Origin of the sequence: Bombilactobacillus folatiphilus, assembly GCF_023380265.1 — a bacterium.
Lineage (GTDB): Bacteria > Bacillota > Bacilli > Lactobacillales > Lactobacillaceae > Bombilactobacillus > Bombilactobacillus folatiphilus.
On the sequence record NZ_CP093366.1, the window covers coordinates 1384074 to 1400120 of the forward strand.

Here is a 16047-nt window from a genome sequence, read left to right on the forward strand (position 1 = left end):
GGCGCTTAATTTTATTCTCCAAGATAATTGCCCTCCTGATCCACTAAATTATCAGCTTTCGCTAACTTCATTACTCGTTGAGCCCGTAAAGCTACTGGACGATCAACCATTTGACCATTCATTGAAATAACACCGGAGCCCTGTCGTTTAGCCTGTTCAATTGCAGCTAAAACATTTTGGGCGTTCACAATTTCCTTTTCTGTTGGTTGATAAACTTTGTTCACCATCTCAACTTGACGTGGATTCACTAATGACTTGCCATCAAAACCTAATTGATGGATCAAACGTGTTTCCCGATAAAAGCCTTCTGGATCATCCATATTCGAAAAGACGGTATCAAAAGCTGCAATACCAGCAGCCCGCGCTGCATGTAAAATCATATTCCGTGCAAAGAACAATTCTTGACCATCAGGATAACGATGAGTCTTCATATCGGTCGTATAATCTTCAGCTGATAGCGCAATGCCGATCATCCGTTTGGAAGATTTAGCAATTTCTTCAGCATTTAAAACGCCTTGTGCAGATTCAATGGCAGCCATTAAGTTAATTGAGCCCACTGGCTTCCCAAATTCTTTTTCAGCAGCCACGACACGTTCTTCCAAATGGTGCATCATCTGCGCATCTTCAACTTTAGGCAAACGAATAACATCAACACCCGCTTTAACCATAACCCGAATATCATCTTCATAAAAAGGTGTATCCTCGCCGTTAATCCGCACAACTAATTCTGTATCACCATAATCCAAAGTCGTCAAAGCTTCATAAACTAAATAACGTGCGGCGTCTTTTTCAGTAATGGAGACAGCATCTTCCAAATCAAACATGACGGAATCAGCGCCATAAATACCAGCATCTTTGACCATCGCTGGGTTATTACCTGGGACAAACATCATTGTCCGGCGTAAACGTTCAGTATCAACTGTCATTATAAAACCTCCCAATTTGGTTGATCGACTAAGTCTAAAGCTCTTTGTACCACGGCAATTGTCCGCGCTTTAATAACTAAGTCTAAAGCTCCCTTGTCAACTGCTTTCACCTGTGCATTTTCAATCCCATAATCTTTTAAAACCTGCGTAATTGTATCTTTAATTTGAGAACCGAATTGCTTAATCACATCCGATTGCAAATCAATTTGAATCCCATTTGTTCCCGGAGCCAAACTGATTTGAATATCTGATGATTCAAGCGTTCCAGCAGTTGCATTTTGTTTAATTTCCATCAATTTTCTTTCCTTTCTGAATTCGAGCCTGCAATTGTGGTAAATGCTGCTCAATAAAAGTTTGCGTTGAATCTGGAACCAAGGCAGCTAAATCTGCCAAATTATTTTGTGCAATGTATTGACGCACCTGCAAAGCAGAAATGACTTGTTGTCCTTGAGTCTTACGGGGAACAACAACGACTTGTGTTTTGGGGGGCAAAACTTGTTGCAAGGCGTCATTATAGGCTGCAGTCGTGGGTGACAAGGGTTCTTCACCAACGTAACGTTGTGTTAAATTCAAGCGGGGAACCAACCAGTTCTTGAATAGCTGGGCATCCAGCTGGGTTTGATATTGCAAAGCTTGTGTAGAACTTGGCAAAAAATACGCTGGAAAAGTGGCAAAACTAATCACGTATTCACTGCCATCAACAACTTGCACATTGGGCAGATCGTGCACGCCAGCTTTGACTAAACTTTGGCGTTCTTCAGTTGTAAACAAAGATTCATCTTGTTGAACAACAAACACATACACCTGTTCACTATTTTGTGCAGCTGTTTCGACCAAATAACGGTGACCTCGAGTAAAAGGATTGGCATTCATCACAATTGCCGCATTTTGCTGCGTTTGTGGGATTGGTAATGTCGCCAAATAATCTTGAATTCCACCGAAGCCGCCCTCTAGGATTGCTCCCAACTGGGTTTGGGCCAAGCACTGAAAACCAATGTGCTCAAAACTACTGATATATTGAGGCTTGGTAAAGACAAAATAGTGAAACTGGCCAGCTTGATTCAAACGTCTAATTAATTCACTCAAAATTTGATTAAACCGTGCACCCGGCGCCTGTGCCGACGTGCTGACAGCCACATATTTAATTACTTGACCAGCAATTGAGCCCGTCCCAACTAAATGTTGCTGTTCATCAAACAACCCAACGGTTTGCTCTAATTGTCCCACTTCACCAGCAGTAAAATTGACAATTCCCTGCTGTCGTAAAAAAGCTTGCCATTGTTGACGAATCCTAGGATTGGTCAAGTACAAATCTTGTAAAACTTCCATTCCGCTCGTCTTTTCTGATTACTTAATGTAATAGACCCATTAAGAAAATCGCTATCGTCACGGTTAGCGCGCCACCTATTCGTACCGAAACTTGCGCGAATGGCATTAATTCCATCCGATCGCCAGCAGCTAAAATAGCTAAGGCGCCTGTTCCACCTTGACCTGAACAACAAGAAACAGCAATTGCAGTATCCACTGGATATAATCCTAAGAATTTAGCAGCGATAAAGGCCGTCAAGACAATGGCAATCACGGTCACCACAATCACTAAAATTGAAGCTGGTGATTTGAAGACTTGGATTAATTTATTCCAATCAGTTTGTGCGACCCCAACACCAAACAATAACGGTGGAGTAATTCCTTTAACAACAAAACTATACAGAGAATTGCCACCCTCTTCAATGTTGTCAGGAATATAACCTAACATTTTAGCAGCCATCAAAACAATCAATAAAATAATTGGTGATGGCAAAGAAATGTGTAAATATTTTTGAATGACATAATTTAACCAGACAGCTAAGAAGTAAAAAGCAATGGCTAAAACGCCGGCCATTAAGGTTTTATCAACACTAATTCCCTGTTGACCACCCTTTAAATTGTCTAGTTTTTCATCATCATTGGCCATCAGTTTACCATTACCAGTTAATTCAGGTCGTTTGTCACCTAAGCGCCGCATCAAACCAGCTAACACGACCGCAACCAAACTGCCCAACATGACAGCAGGTAAAATCGTCCCAAAGACATCACCTTGTGACATCCCACTTAAAACCGCCGCATAACCAATTGCGAGAGGCATCGCACCTTCGCCAACACCACCAGCCATAATCGGCGCAACAATGAAGAAATAGGCTTTATAAGCCGATAAGCCCATCAGCATGCCTGCCAAAGTTCCAATGACAGAACCCATCACATCGCATAAGATCAGCACCACAATAATTCGAGACGTTGCTTTAACCAGAGTCCGACGATTCATGGAAGCAATCGAACCAACCACCAACATCGTGATAAAGAACATCAAAAAATTATTGTGATTCATGAAATCAGAAACAGTTGTAATTGTCGTTTTTGGAATCCAGTGCATAAAGACCAAGAAGGCTGGCAAAAAGGTCACGACTAAAACTTTACCGCCCAAAGTATTTAAAATGGGAATATGGTCACCAATCTCTTCTAACAGATAAGCAAAAACTACCATGACTCCTAAAGAAATGAGCATGTCATTTTTGGGCATCAAATTAGTGACCGTCAGTAGAACATAACCAACTAACAAAACTAAATACAAAGGCAGTGGCATAAAGCCAATTTTAACTTTTTTAAGTTTATTTAGCATGATTGCCTCTACTTTCCTTGTGCATAATCGGCAACTGCTTGACTAACAGCGTCTACTACACCCGAATCAAAAACGCCCGGAACAATCGCCTCTTGGTTCGGCTGTTGAATTAAAGCGGCTAGTTTTTGTGCAATTACCAACTGTAAATCCAAATCCACATGTTTAACACCGTTAGCAATCAAGCCCTTGAATAAACCCGGAAAGACTAAGATATTATTCACTTGATTCGGCCACTGTGAGGAACCAGTAGCTACAACTTTTGCTCCAGCTTCATGTGCTACATCAGGATCAATTTCGGGTACCGGATTGGCTAACGCAAAGATAATTGGATCTTTAGCCATTTGTTGCACCTGTTCAGCGTTCAAAACGTCAGCCACGGAAACGCCGATGAATACGTCTTGATTACTAATCACTTCAGCTAAAGTTTGCCCTTGTGGTACAGGAACTTGCGCAGCCAATTGTTGTTGATAGTGATTGAAACGTGCATCATCAGCCCGTAAAACGCCATCCTTATCTAACAAAGTCAAATTCTTCATACCAGCTGCTAACAATAATTTGGCTGTGGCAACACCCGCAGCCCCCATTCCATTAATTACAACTTTCAAATCTGTTAGTTCTTTATGAACAACCTTGGCGGCATTAATCAAACCAGCTAAAACAACAATGGCTGTTCCTGTTTGATCATCATGGTAAACCGGAATTGACAATTGCTGTGCTAATTTTTCTTCAATTTCAAACACTTTCGGTGCAGCAATATCTTCCAAGTGAATACCTGCAAACGAATCCTGTAACCGGACAATGGTATCCACAATGTCTTGTGCTGAGCCTTGCTGTAACGTCAACGGAATCGCATCAACACCAGCCAATTGCTTATATAATAAGGCTTTACCCTCAACGATTGGTAAACCGCCAGCTGGCCCAATATTACCTAAACCTAAAACGGCTGAGCCATCCGTCACAATGGCTACTAATTTACCACTAACCGTATACTTATCCTTTGCCGTCGGATCTTGTTCGATCAATTTGGCAATTTTGGCAACTCCTGGCGTGTAAGCTTGCGCTAATTGTTGTCGATTGGTTACTGGCAATTCGCCTTGAATTGCTAAAACTCCAGTATTTTTTTCATGCAATGAAAAAACTTCATCAGATAATTCCAACGATCATCACCCCTTGGCTCTTGAGCCTTGTGTATTAGTTAACTAGTCAACGCTTTCATTATAGCATCGCGTTGAAATTAGTAAATTTAAATTGCTATTTTTTAAAATATTGAAAAGAAATTTTTTTATTTAACTAATTTATTTCAATCGATTTAATTTTTTTAAAATGCTATACTTGCTTCAGAAAGTTACAAGGAGGAACTACAATTGGATCATCGTGAATTACTTGCCAGCGTGGCTCAGGATTTTTACTTATCAAAATTAAATTTGGCAGAAATTGCTGCCAAATACCGCATCAGTCGTTACTTAGTGAACAAATATATTGACGAAGCCACCCAAGAAGGCATCGTCACCATCAATATTCAAACGCCAGCTGCCCGCAATCTTCAGTTAGAACAGCAATTTCATAAATTATTTGGCATATCCAACATTTATATTCTCAAAGAAGACCCTGATTCACCGCAGAATGTCAAAAATGTTCAAAAATATGCCGCTAAAAAAATTGAGCGCTATATTAAACAAAGTCATGTCATTGGCACCACTTGGGGGACGACCATTTTTAACGTGATTAATCAATTCCAAGGCAGCAATTTAGAGAATACTCGATTCACTCAATTTATCGGGGAAAATATGAAGTACAATTCAGCCGTGGGTTCACGTCGAATGGTCGAACGCGCCGCTCTGAAATTTTCAAGTTCTTATAATATCTTAACGGGACCTTTATATATCGTTAATAACCAAACTCGCCAAGGCATGTTGCGAGAAATTGCGACACAAGAAACTTTAAAATTGGCGCAACGGATGGAACTAATTTTTACGGGAATTGGGACCATTGATTCTGTCAAATCAATCCCCGCTTGGGGCAAGCATTTGCCATTAATTTTTCCACAAGTTAACTTGATGCAAATCGTGGGCATGACTTTTGGACGACCGTACGACATCAACGGAAAATTCTTAAATATCGCTGATGACAAGACTTTCGGCACTGATTTAGAAACTATTTTGAATACGCCTCTTCGAGTTGCTGTCGTCACCAGCAAATTCAAATCTAAAGCCTTGTTGGGAGCATTGCGCGGTAACTTTTTCACCGATATTATTACCAACGAATCGGTGGCATGGCGCGTGATTTATGAAGTAACTAAGGGTTGACAAAGAAGAAAATTCCTTTCAATTGCATTGTTAACAGTCATTGTTATGTATCAAAATTTGATGCTATACTAATTATAAATAAATCAACATCTGGTTGGAGCTACGGCTTTCAAGAATTGACCTTGGTTTGGGTTGCCAAGGCATTTTTGAAAGCCGTTTTTGTTTAGGAGGAAAAAATTAATGAACTGGCTCGGCACTTTAAGTTTAATTTTGATTGCAGTAATTATTTGTGGACAACTGAGCACCTGCTTAAAATTACCGGCAGTTTTAGGTGAATTATTATGTGGCGTTATTTTGGGACCAGCGGTCTTACATTGGTTGCAGCCAAGTCATTTACTAGATACACTGGCAGATTTGGGAGTGATTTGCTTGATGTTTTTGGCCGGCTTAGATAGTGACTTACCGGCTCTGAAAAAATTATGGCGTCCCTGCCTCTTAGTCGCCGTGATGGGTATGATTATCCCAATTATCACTGCAGATTTGACAGGACATTACTTTTATTTATCCAATACCGCTAGTCTATTTTTGGGTGTTACCTTTGCTGCCACATCTGTCTCTATTTCCGTTGTGGTCTTACAGGAAATGCAACAACTCAAAAGTTTAGCAGGCACCACAATTCTTGGTGCGGCCGTCATAGATGATCTGTTGGCCGTTTTAGTTTTAAGTTTAGTGACTAGTTTAGAACAACAAAAGAAAGCAGCTACCGGTCAGCCTTTATGGCAAACGCTACTTATTCAATTAATTTTCCTGTTGATTCTTGTCTTGATCTGTCCCAAAATCGTTGCTTGGTTAATGAAATTAAGCCAACATCTCGTCTTACCTGCCAGTGAAACTGCTGTTGCCTTGAGTCTTTGCCTCTTTCTAAGCTATCTCGCCAAATTGGTTGGTTTGAGCGACGTGATCGGTGCGTTTTTCGCTGGACTAGCTATTAGCCGAACCAAAACGAAAAAAATAGTAAATCATAACATGGAAGCTTTGGGCTATAGTTTGCTGATTCCAATTTTCTTTATCAGTATCGGCCTCAAACTAACTGTCGCTGGTTTAAAAAAAGACTGGCTTTTAATTTTATTTCTTACAATTGGCGGAATTGGCGCCAAACTATTGGGTGCCGCTTTGGGAGCTAGGTTAGCACATTTTTCATGGCATAATGCTTGGATTATTGGTGCAGGTATGATTGCTCGTGGCGAAATGGCGCTAGTCGTTGCCCAGATGGGATTGAAGCAACATCTTTTAGCCCCCGATTATTATTCAGCCGTCATTGCCGCCATTATTTTGACTACTCTCATTGCTCCAATTCTCTTACGTTTTTTCTTAAAACAACATCACCAATAAAAAAAGCATATTTCAAATTTTGAAATATACTTTTATGAAGATAACTGACCTGTCTTTTGTTGCTTAAACCGATGTTGCAAACGAGCAAAAACATGACGATCGGCCCAACCAATAATTAAGCCTTGGCAAACCAGTGCAAACAAAGTCCCAATGCCCACAGCATGCAATTGTCCGCTTTTGAGCCAGCAATATCCCATAATGCACACCGGAATCACATAACTCACAATCTGTCCGAGAGCGGCATTGCCATGGAAAAAGCGAAATCGCAACAAATAACTGAATTCATCATTCGGATGCAACATCACATTGACTCGTTGATAAATCGACACCGCCGTGGCGATGAAACAAATCCCGATTAAATCTAACATTAATCGCCAGCCAAACGCTAGTTGAGCAACCCCAATCCACGTAAAAAGTTGATTGCCAGCTTGAACCAAATAACTAAAACACAGCGCAAAAAGCATATTACTTAACACCAATGACCACACAATGTGACGCCGAATTATAACGTTTAAAATTTGAACCACGATTGCATAGACCAACAAAATCAAACTTAAATTCCATGAGATTTGTGTTTCCAAATTGACTGCCGAAGCCGTCCATACCGCACTGCCTAAATGAGTGGCAATGGTTAAACCGTTGGCTAACGAATTTAAAATTACCGAAAAGGCTAAGTAAAAGAACATTTCCGTCGTTTTTAATCTGCGTTTTGTGCCATCAGGTAAAACAATCATTAATTAATCCATATCCGTTTCAACAAAGTTTTTTCCAAAGCGATGTAAATTAACGGCACAATAATAAAAGTCACAATCGAATTAATTGTTGCTGCCGGCAGACTGACAAAAGCATTGATCATCGCTACATGCAATTGCGTGCCCGCCATCATAGATTCGATCACCCCTGTCAACCAGGATGTCACAATTTTAATCAAGCCCGCCGAAAAGGAAACCAGATACAATTTATACAGATGCGGATGAGCTTTGTAATGGACTTTTTGAAAAACAAACGCTACCACCGCGGCCAAAATGAGCGCTTCAATAATCGTCAACCACGACGTCGCCGCATAGCCATTGAGAATATCGAATAAGCCTAGCCCAATCATGGCAGCCAAAGCTCCTGCCCTGAAGCCTAGAATTAAAACACTGATGACCGCAAAAGTATTCCCAAAATGAATAAACGGACGACCTGTGGGCGCAGGCAAATAAATACGAAATAAACTAATGCCGACAAAAATAATGGCTGCACATAGACCTGTAAAAATGGTTTTTTGTAACGCTTTATTTTTCATAGCTCCTCCTTAACTCCTGTAAATCATCAATAATTGGTGTTAATTGTAAATCCAACTCCGTTGCCGGCGTTTGTGCCACGGCTTTTGTCGTCATTTGCGTTGCTTGTTGAACAGCATCGACAAACGATGCTCCTTTGTGCAAACTCCCCGCCAAAATACTAGTAAATAAATCACCACTGCCTGCATGACCACTTGGTGCCGCTGGATAAAAAATCGTGCGTAAACATTCGCCGTCCAGATAAGCACAACCGATTTGATCTTGCATACGCACACTCGTAATCACCACATCTTGTCCGTGAATTTGTTGTTGCAATGCTAATAAAGCCTCTCGTAATTGCGTTTTGGTCGTGACTTTTTGGTCCAACAATAATTCTGCTTCCGTCAAATTAGGCGTTAACACATCCGCAAATGGCAATAATTTGCGTTGCCACTGGACATAATCAGCAGGCAAAGAACCATATAATTTGCCATGATCAGCCATGGCCGGATCAATCACGACTAAGGGCAATTGATGTTGTACCAAATATTGCACCCATAGTTCAATCAATGCCTGATTACCCAAATAACCTAACGCCAAACCACTAAATTCAACGTCTGACCAATAATCTAACACTGTTGCCAGCCAATGATCCAAGGGCAGTTGCGGTGCATTGACATCGTGTCCCGGATGCGTTGCCAACAAATTGACGGGCAATTTGACACTAGCAATCCCCAAAATTTGAAAAATCGTCGTCGCACTCTGTAACGAAATATTGCCCCAACTGGACCAATCTTCAGCGATTAAGAATTGATTTTCGAGCTTATTTGGCTGCACGTTTGACATAACTTCCATCTTGCGTATTAATTTCTAAGCGCTCACCCACATCAATAAAATCAGGGACACTCACGACCAAACCCGTATTCATCGTAGCTGGTTTATTAGATCCAGCTGCCGTAGCACCCTTGATCAAAGGTTGCGTTTCCGTCACGGTCAACACGACTGTGGTTGGTAAAGTAATGCCGACCACTTCCGTACCATAAAAGTCAATTTTAACTTCCATATTTTCCATCAAATAATTCATTTCCTGGGCAATAATTTCCAATGGAACCTCATATTGATCATACGTTTCTAAATCCATAAACACAGCTGTATTGTCCTGTGTATATAAGTATTGCACCGCTTTGGTCTCAATGATTGCAGGTTCCAGCTTGACATCAGGATGCATCGTTTTATCAATAATCGCCCCCGTGCGCATATCCTTGAGTTTTAACCGCATCACCGTATTGCCCTTTCCGGGTTTATGGTGATCAGCACTCATGACTTTGATTAACTTACCATCTTGCACAAAAGTCATCCCTGCTCGTAAACTGACTGCATCAATCATTTTGACACGCTCCTTTAAAAAAGATTAATTATCTTTCATTGTAGCAGATCTCTGCTGATTCTGCGTAATTTTACTGAGTTTACGACGAAAAAAAGACGTCAATATAATTATTTGAGACAAAATTAACTAACTAAAATAGTCAATAATGATTATTAGGCATATGATAAAATGTTTTTATCTAACAAAGGAGGAACATTTCAGCTATATGCATATCAAAAAAAATCAAAAATCCGATGATACCGAACACGAAAATTGGTTAGATTTATTAGCAAATAGTTTAAACCGTAAGGAGAAGAGTATTTACTTAGAGGAGGTGGAACCCAGCTTATTAGCTACAAAATATCGTCGTTCAACTATTTTTAAAGATAGTACCGAATTTTATCAGCATTCTAAAAAAATTATTCAAACTTGGCAAAAGTATTTGTCCGCTATTTTACTTATCGTCTTGGGAATCACAATTTTAATTGCAGTCATTCATAATCAATATAAGAAACCAGTTTATCAAACCGCTCAACATGAAATTACGAAACTGCAGCACAGCCATCGCATCTCATCCCAGCAAAGTAAGCGAAAAACTGAAGTTTCTTATAATGCCCAACATCGTAATTACAATGTCAACATCGACGGTATAAATACCATTAAGGTTAATCATAATAACATTTTCGTTTCTGATAACGCAGATATTGTTTCGAATAGCGTACAAAAAAAGATTTATGAACTGAATCAAAAGCTGGATCAAACAGCGGATGGCGCACAATTAATGGTCGTGACCATCGATAGTCTACCTTCAGATACAGACATTAAGGATTACGCCAAAAATATTTTTAACACATTAGGAATCGGTCAATATAAAATTAATAATGGTGTTCTGTACTTAATCTCTATTTCCGATCATAAAACACGAATTACAGTTGGTGATGGACTAACTAATGTCTTAGACGATGATACTTGTCAAGAAATTGTTGATAACAGTACTGTCAAAAAAGATTATCGCCATCAAAATTATTCTGCAGGTATTTGGAAGACCGTTCAACAAATTGCTCCTAATATCAAATCCCAGCGCGAGATGATAATGGATGAAGACGAAAATCAACTGAGTACACGTTGGACATTTCCTTTTTGGTGCTTAATTGCAATGTTAATTATTGACTTGCTAATTTATCGTTATGTAAAAAAAACACTGCGAGATTACTCAAATTATCTAGATGAAATATATCATGAGATGAAACAGACTTTAGATAATTATCCGAACGATTTAGTTGCTTTTCAAGATACTATTGCTATTGATTTATTTATGTTATCCACGGGCCAGTTTATTTTCTACCAATTTCGTGATTTTAGTTTTTATAAAAAAGTCAAATTCATGAAAGAAAAGGCTAATTTATATCGTTTGCAATTTCAATTTCCAGATGGTCAAGTCAAAGGTACACAATTTTTATATAACAATATCCTTTATGATGCTGAAGGCTATATCGTCACACACGATTACACTTATTATAAAAACAATGACAGCAATGATAGCGGTTTTGGTGGCGGATCATCCTCCGGTGATGGTGCCAGCGGTAGTTGGTAGCAAGCATAGCAGTCAGTGTTTAATAGCACTGACTATTTTTATACATACAAAAAAGACGCTACCGCCCACACGATAACGTCCTATTAAAACATTAATTAACCTAATTTAGTTTTGCTGACAATGTTTAATTTATCATCTAAATCGTACACAACAGGTTGGCCAGTAGCCATTTCAACATCCATGATATCTTCATCAGAAATATCTTCAATATACTTGGTTAAAGCACGTAACGAGTTACCATGAGCGGCAATAATGACATTCTTATGATCCAATAACTTAGGTGCAATCTTATCTTGCCAAAATGGAATCACACGTTCCAAAGTAACTTTTAAGTTTTCGCCACCCGGAATAGCACGAAAATCTAAGTCAGCATAACGCCGATCTTGTGCTGCAGAACCTTCATCAGACGCATCCAATAATGGTGGTAAAGTATCATATGAACGACGCCAGATATGCACTTGTTCATCACCATATTTATCAGCAGTTTCTTGCTTGTTCAAACCTTGCAAAGCACCGTAATGCCGTTCATTTAAGCGCCAAGATTTTTCCTCAGGAATCCACAATTGACCTGCTTCTTCTAACGCATAATGCAAAGTTTTAATCGCGCGAGTTAAAACAGAAGTATAAGCTTGATCAAATTCAATGCCTTCAGCCTTCAACAAACGACCAGCATTCTTTGCTTGTTCAACACCTTCATCACTTAAATCTACGTCAACCCAACCAGTAAACTTATTTTCCAAGTTCCATTGGCTTTGGCCGTGACGAATAAATACTAATTTTGCCATAATTGCCTACCCCTTTATTTACGTTTACATACTCACGAACATTATATGTTTTCAGTAAACTAGTGTCAATATGCCCACTTGAAGATTGCCGCCAGCTTTGTTTTTTGAAGTAAACAGACCACCACATAAGCTAGAAACGACAGCCCCACCACAATCACAAAGCGCAGGATCGAACTATGCACTTGATAATACAAAAAATTGTAAATGATTTTCATAAGCAAATAGTGACTTAAATACATAAATGTACTAAAATTACGCCACCACCGTGCATGTGGTAATTTCAGAGGCACTTTGAAAAAGATCATCACAATTAACGGCGCCAAGAACAGATACATGAACAATTGATCCGTATGCCCATTGTGCGCTGTCACATAAGCAATTTCTACATAAGTTAACAATAATACGAAGCTGGTGCTCAAGATGAGCTTGTGCCAGCTAGGTAACTGTTTTAAGTTGGCCAACCATTGCCCCAAGTAAATATAGCTCGGTCCAACAAATAAAGTACAAGCAATTAAAAAGGACAATTTCACAGGAAAATATCCACTAAAAATCACAATCCCGCCAAAAATCAGCAGCGCTAAAACGAAGCCCAACCGTTGCTTTTTTTGAAACCACCAATAAACAAACCAAATTCCAAATAATAGTGCATTTAAATACCAGCCCACTAACATGGTGGGCGGACCAATCAACACAAAATGCAAAATAGCTAAGCCCCACCATTTGACCGTCGCGCCATTTTGTTGAAAACCCGGCCACGCATCACGCACAATATAATAACCATATAAAATAATCCAAAATAAATATAATTTACCAATCCGCCAAGTATACGACTTCAAGGCACTCAAGCGATCATGATGGCGTTGAATGTGCCGTGCCAAAAAATAGCTCGCAATGATAAAAAAGATCGGAACTGCCAAACGTACGAACATACTGGGAATTACGGTGTGCGTCACGTGATTTAACACATCTACGAAACCTGTATGAATACTGACGACGGCCAACGCCGCCAAAATCTTCAAAACATCAATACTGTCAATTTGCTTTGTTTGCATACCAACCTCGTTAAAGCTAAAAAAGGTCGGGATTTCATTCCCAACCTCAAAGCCAATTCATATTTTTATTCTTGAGCATCAGCACTTGGAATCACCGACACATTAACCTTGCCCTTGGTCAATTGACTTACCCGTGCTTGGTCATTCGTGGAAGTTACTAACACTCCCGCACTCAAACGATCAGCCAACGGTAACAAACGCGTGATTTCCACGGAACGTTTTTCGACATCATCAATATACGGCAAAACTTGATAATCAGCATCCGGATATTCCAACAAAACATTACAGATTGGCGATTCTAATGGGATAATCACCGTTGTTTCCGGATTGACAACTTTGTTAATCAACCACCAAGCTTCAAAATCAGCTTCACTGTTGAACGATTGCACCAACAAATTATTATGATTGAAAACTTGTACCTGAGGCTCCGTTTCTTGCGTACTTTCAATGATAGCCAAAGTCCCATCCAAACGATAATAATGTTTCCGCAATAATTTTTGTGAGGTATTCGGATCATAAAATTGCGTGATTAAATTGTTGCCCGCCGCATCCAAGTAATCCAAGGTGAAGAGATTATTATGGCAATAATGATAGATATTCGCAGGATTGCCCTGATCGTCCTTAATAACTTTCATCACGAGACTATCCCGTTCATAAATATGATCAACATTGCGCTCAGAATCCGTCTTGACGACAGCGTGCGGACTAATCTCAATGCCCATCCCAGAACGTTGCGCCGTTGATTGCGCATTATCTTCCAGTTGAAAATACTGAAACAGATTCAATAACTGTGTTTCGGGGTTAACGACACCAGCTTCTAAGTAATCTTGCCAATTGGCTTCCAGTTCCTCATCAAAATTTAAGGTCACTAAGTTTGGCAAAATGTGGAAACTATCTAAAAAGTAATTCAAATCGGCCAACGCATCACTAGCTGCATCATTGGGATCTGCTAATTTGTCACCGACAACTAAATAATTGCGTCCAGCTTCAAACATGACTTCTCCCGAAATAGCATCCGTCCCAAACCATTTCTTTAATGAATCATTAATCTGCTTAATCTGCTGCAAATCACCGCTCACATTTTGCTTATAAGGTTCACTTGATTCTTGTTTCCGTTGCACAGACTGGTTATAATACGTCCGACTTGTCAGCAACTGACCCTTTAATAACCGTTTTAATTGACCTTGCTCAGAGTTCAAATTCAACAATTTAGTTTCCGTTTGACGCCACTGATCCCAGTCACTATTGGTTTCCTGTGTACTTGAATCATTCATTTCACTAACTTCAACATCTGGTTGATTGAAATTGCTGGAACGATATAAATTCTTATCATTTTGGACTGGATATTCTTCAACATCCTGAAAATAATCGTTTGAAGCACCATTATTATTAGGATCTTGCACCGGCATCTGTTGCGGTTGTTGATTGGCACCTGCATAATTATTAGGATCCTGTACTGGCATTTGTTGCGTCTGCTGACCTGCACCCGCATAATTATTAGGATCTTGCACCGGCATTTGTTGCGTCTGTTGACCCGCTCCCGCGTAATTATTAGGATCTTGCACCGGCATTTGTTGCGTCTGCTGACCGACACCATTACCATTCATTTGTTGCTCTTGTGGATTTTGAGGAGCCGAATTTTTATTGGAATGTTGTTTATTGAACAATGACATGTAAAGTTACCTCACTCTATTCCTAGCTATATCTAGTTTACCATAAAGACCGTCTGCAACAAACTAACTTTGCTGATTATCTTTTAATCTGTCGAACATGCAATAGGTCTAAGAAAAATGTAAAAATCGGAATGCCGACGATTAATCCCCAAGTTCCCAACAGCCGCTCTGCCAACAACAAGACCACAAATGTGACAAAAATTGGCAAATGCGTGCGACTGGACATCAATTTTGGATTCAACACATATGTTTCTAATGTGTGAATCAACAACACGGCAATTAAAATATACAAGACACTTTGCCAGCCACCAACGGAATAAGCCACCAGTGCCAGTGGAATCAAGGATACAATGACACCCATCACCGGAATTAAGGACAAGATAAAGACCATTAAAGCCAAACTCGGAATCCCCGGGAATTTCAAAATAATCATGATGATACTTGTTAAAATCATATTGACTACCGCAATAATCAATTGTGCTTCTAAGACAATGCCAAACGTATTCACAAACTTTTGTGCAAAAAACTTTACATCTTCAAAAAGCCAAGCAAAATGCCCCTTTGTAAACATCCGCCCGAATAAATTCATTTCTTTCAAGTCAAAACTATAAAAATAACTCAAAATAAAGGACAGCACAATCGTCACGCCAAATGCACCCACACTCGTCAGATATCGCCAAACTTCCTTAATTCCTGCGCGCAATTGTTCATCTAAACGTAAACTATTCAGCCAATCCACAATTGAAGCAATCGTGGGATTATCTTGAATCTGGCTACTATTGTAAAAAGTGACGATTTTTTTCGTCAGTTGTACCGTTGAATCCACAATTGTCGGAATATAATGCGTGGCAAACAAATAAATTAAAAATAAAATGACTAAATACAACGGTGTAACAATCCAAAATGGTGATACATGGATAAATTTTTGAACAAAATGGACAAAATTAATCGACAAAAAAGTAAAAATAAAGGTCATCAAGACGATGCTCATCATGTCCCGAAAAAACCAAATTAACAAAATACAAAATATTAACACCACCATTCGGCGCAACATGACATTATTAATAAAATTTTGATAAATTTTCATAGGTT

Annotated in this window: 16 protein-coding genes; 3 read left to right on the forward strand and 13 right to left on the reverse strand. The window is 39.4% G+C overall.

The window, feature by feature from the left end; translation table 11 throughout:
- Positions 1 to 11: 11 nt before the first annotated feature.
- From citE to MOO45_RS07020, 5 genes are read right to left on the reverse strand one after another with little or no spacing between them, the layout of a single operon-like run.
- Positions 12 to 926: a citrate (pro-3S)-lyase subunit beta gene (gene citE, locus MOO45_RS07000; protein ID WP_249514197.1), complete on the reverse strand. Its 915-nt coding sequence runs from the start codon at positions 924 to 926 to the stop codon at positions 12 to 14.
- Entirely contained in the window at positions 926 to 1219 is a 294-nt protein-coding gene (citD, locus tag MOO45_RS07005; protein WP_249514198.1) for a citrate lyase acyl carrier protein, read from the reverse strand. Before citD ends, citE begins: the two co-directional genes overlap by 1 nt.
- The gene (citC, locus tag MOO45_RS07010; protein ID WP_249514199.1) at positions 1209 to 2255 is read right to left on the reverse strand and encodes a [citrate (pro-3S)-lyase] ligase; all 1047 of its coding nucleotides are present in this window, start codon (positions 2253 to 2255) and stop codon (positions 1209 to 1211) included. Before citC ends, citD begins: the two co-directional genes overlap by 11 nt.
- A gap of 22 nt (positions 2256 to 2277) precedes the next feature.
- The gene (locus tag MOO45_RS07015; protein ID WP_249514200.1) at positions 2278 to 3582 is read right to left on the reverse strand and encodes a 2-hydroxycarboxylate transporter family protein; all 1305 of its coding nucleotides are present in this window, start codon (positions 3580 to 3582) and stop codon (positions 2278 to 2280) included.
- A gap of 8 nt (positions 3583 to 3590) precedes the next feature.
- Positions 3591 to 4739: an NAD(P)-dependent malic enzyme gene (locus tag MOO45_RS07020; RefSeq protein WP_249514201.1), complete on the reverse strand. Its 1149-nt coding sequence runs from the start codon at positions 4737 to 4739 to the stop codon at positions 3591 to 3593.
- A 207-nt stretch (positions 4740 to 4946) separates the two neighbouring features.
- On the opposite strand from MOO45_RS07020, the gene MOO45_RS07025 reads away from it, so the two are divergent.
- Together MOO45_RS07025 and MOO45_RS07030 are read left to right on the forward strand one after the other, a co-directional pair.
- Positions 4947 to 5888 carry a sugar-binding transcriptional regulator gene (locus tag MOO45_RS07025; RefSeq protein ID WP_249514202.1) on the forward strand — a complete coding sequence of 314 codons (942 nt, stop codon included), beginning with the start codon at positions 4947 to 4949 and terminating at the stop codon, positions 5886 to 5888.
- A 180-nt stretch (positions 5889 to 6068) separates the two neighbouring features.
- The gene (locus MOO45_RS07030; protein ID WP_249514203.1) at positions 6069 to 7220 is read left to right on the forward strand and encodes a cation:proton antiporter; all 1152 of its coding nucleotides are present in this window, start codon (positions 6069 to 6071) and stop codon (positions 7218 to 7220) included.
- Positions 7221 to 7252: 32 nt separating this feature from the next.
- Here the strand turns inward: MOO45_RS07030 and MOO45_RS07035 are convergent, their stop codons facing one another.
- The 4 genes from MOO45_RS07035 to efp are packed head-to-tail and all read right to left on the reverse strand — an operon-like array spanning position 7253 to position 9872.
- A complete protein-coding gene (locus tag MOO45_RS07035; protein ID WP_249514204.1) occupies positions 7253 to 7954 on the reverse strand; it encodes a hypothetical protein in 702 nt (233 codons plus the stop codon).
- On the reverse strand, positions 7954 to 8508 hold the full coding sequence (locus tag MOO45_RS07040; RefSeq protein ID WP_249514205.1) for an ECF transporter S component: 555 nt from the start codon (positions 8506 to 8508) through the stop codon (positions 7954 to 7956). Before MOO45_RS07040 ends, MOO45_RS07035 begins: the two co-directional genes overlap by 1 nt.
- Complete coding sequence (locus MOO45_RS07045) at positions 8498 to 9322, reverse strand: PfkB family carbohydrate kinase (RefSeq protein WP_249514206.1); 825 nt, start codon at positions 9320 to 9322, stop codon at positions 8498 to 8500. The genes MOO45_RS07040 and MOO45_RS07045 overlap by 11 nt, the downstream gene beginning before the upstream one ends.
- Positions 9309 to 9872 carry an elongation factor P gene (efp, locus tag MOO45_RS07050; RefSeq protein ID WP_249514207.1) on the reverse strand — a complete coding sequence of 188 codons (564 nt, stop codon included), beginning with the start codon at positions 9870 to 9872 and terminating at the stop codon, positions 9309 to 9311. The genes MOO45_RS07045 and efp overlap by 14 nt, the downstream gene beginning before the upstream one ends.
- A 205-nt stretch (positions 9873 to 10077) precedes the next feature.
- Between efp and MOO45_RS07055 the strand changes: the two genes are divergently transcribed.
- Positions 10078 to 11445 (forward strand): TPM domain-containing protein, encoded by a 1368-nt coding sequence (locus MOO45_RS07055; protein ID WP_249514208.1) that lies wholly within the window; start codon positions 10078 to 10080, stop codon positions 11443 to 11445.
- 95 nt (positions 11446 to 11540) lie between these two features.
- Here MOO45_RS07055 and MOO45_RS07060 read toward each other — a convergent pair whose 3' ends face one another.
- From MOO45_RS07060 to MOO45_RS07075, 4 genes are all read right to left on the reverse strand, one after another.
- Positions 11541 to 12230 carry a 2,3-diphosphoglycerate-dependent phosphoglycerate mutase gene (locus tag MOO45_RS07060; protein WP_249514209.1) on the reverse strand — a complete coding sequence of 230 codons (690 nt, stop codon included), beginning with the start codon at positions 12228 to 12230 and terminating at the stop codon, positions 11541 to 11543.
- A 65-nt stretch (positions 12231 to 12295) separates the two neighbouring features.
- Positions 12296 to 13282 carry an acyltransferase family protein gene (locus tag MOO45_RS07065; RefSeq protein ID WP_249514210.1) on the reverse strand — a complete coding sequence of 329 codons (987 nt, stop codon included), beginning with the start codon at positions 13280 to 13282 and terminating at the stop codon, positions 12296 to 12298.
- Positions 13283 to 13347: 65 nt separating this feature from the next.
- Positions 13348 to 14955, reverse strand: coding sequence for a hypothetical protein (locus MOO45_RS07070; protein ID WP_249514211.1), 1608 nt, complete (start codon positions 14953 to 14955; stop codon positions 13348 to 13350).
- Between the two features lie 76 nt (positions 14956 to 15031).
- Positions 15032 to 16042, reverse strand: a complete 1011-nt coding sequence (locus tag MOO45_RS07075) for an AI-2E family transporter (RefSeq protein ID WP_249514212.1) — start codon at positions 16040 to 16042, stop codon at positions 15032 to 15034.
- Between the last annotated feature and the right edge of the window lie 5 nt (positions 16043 to 16047).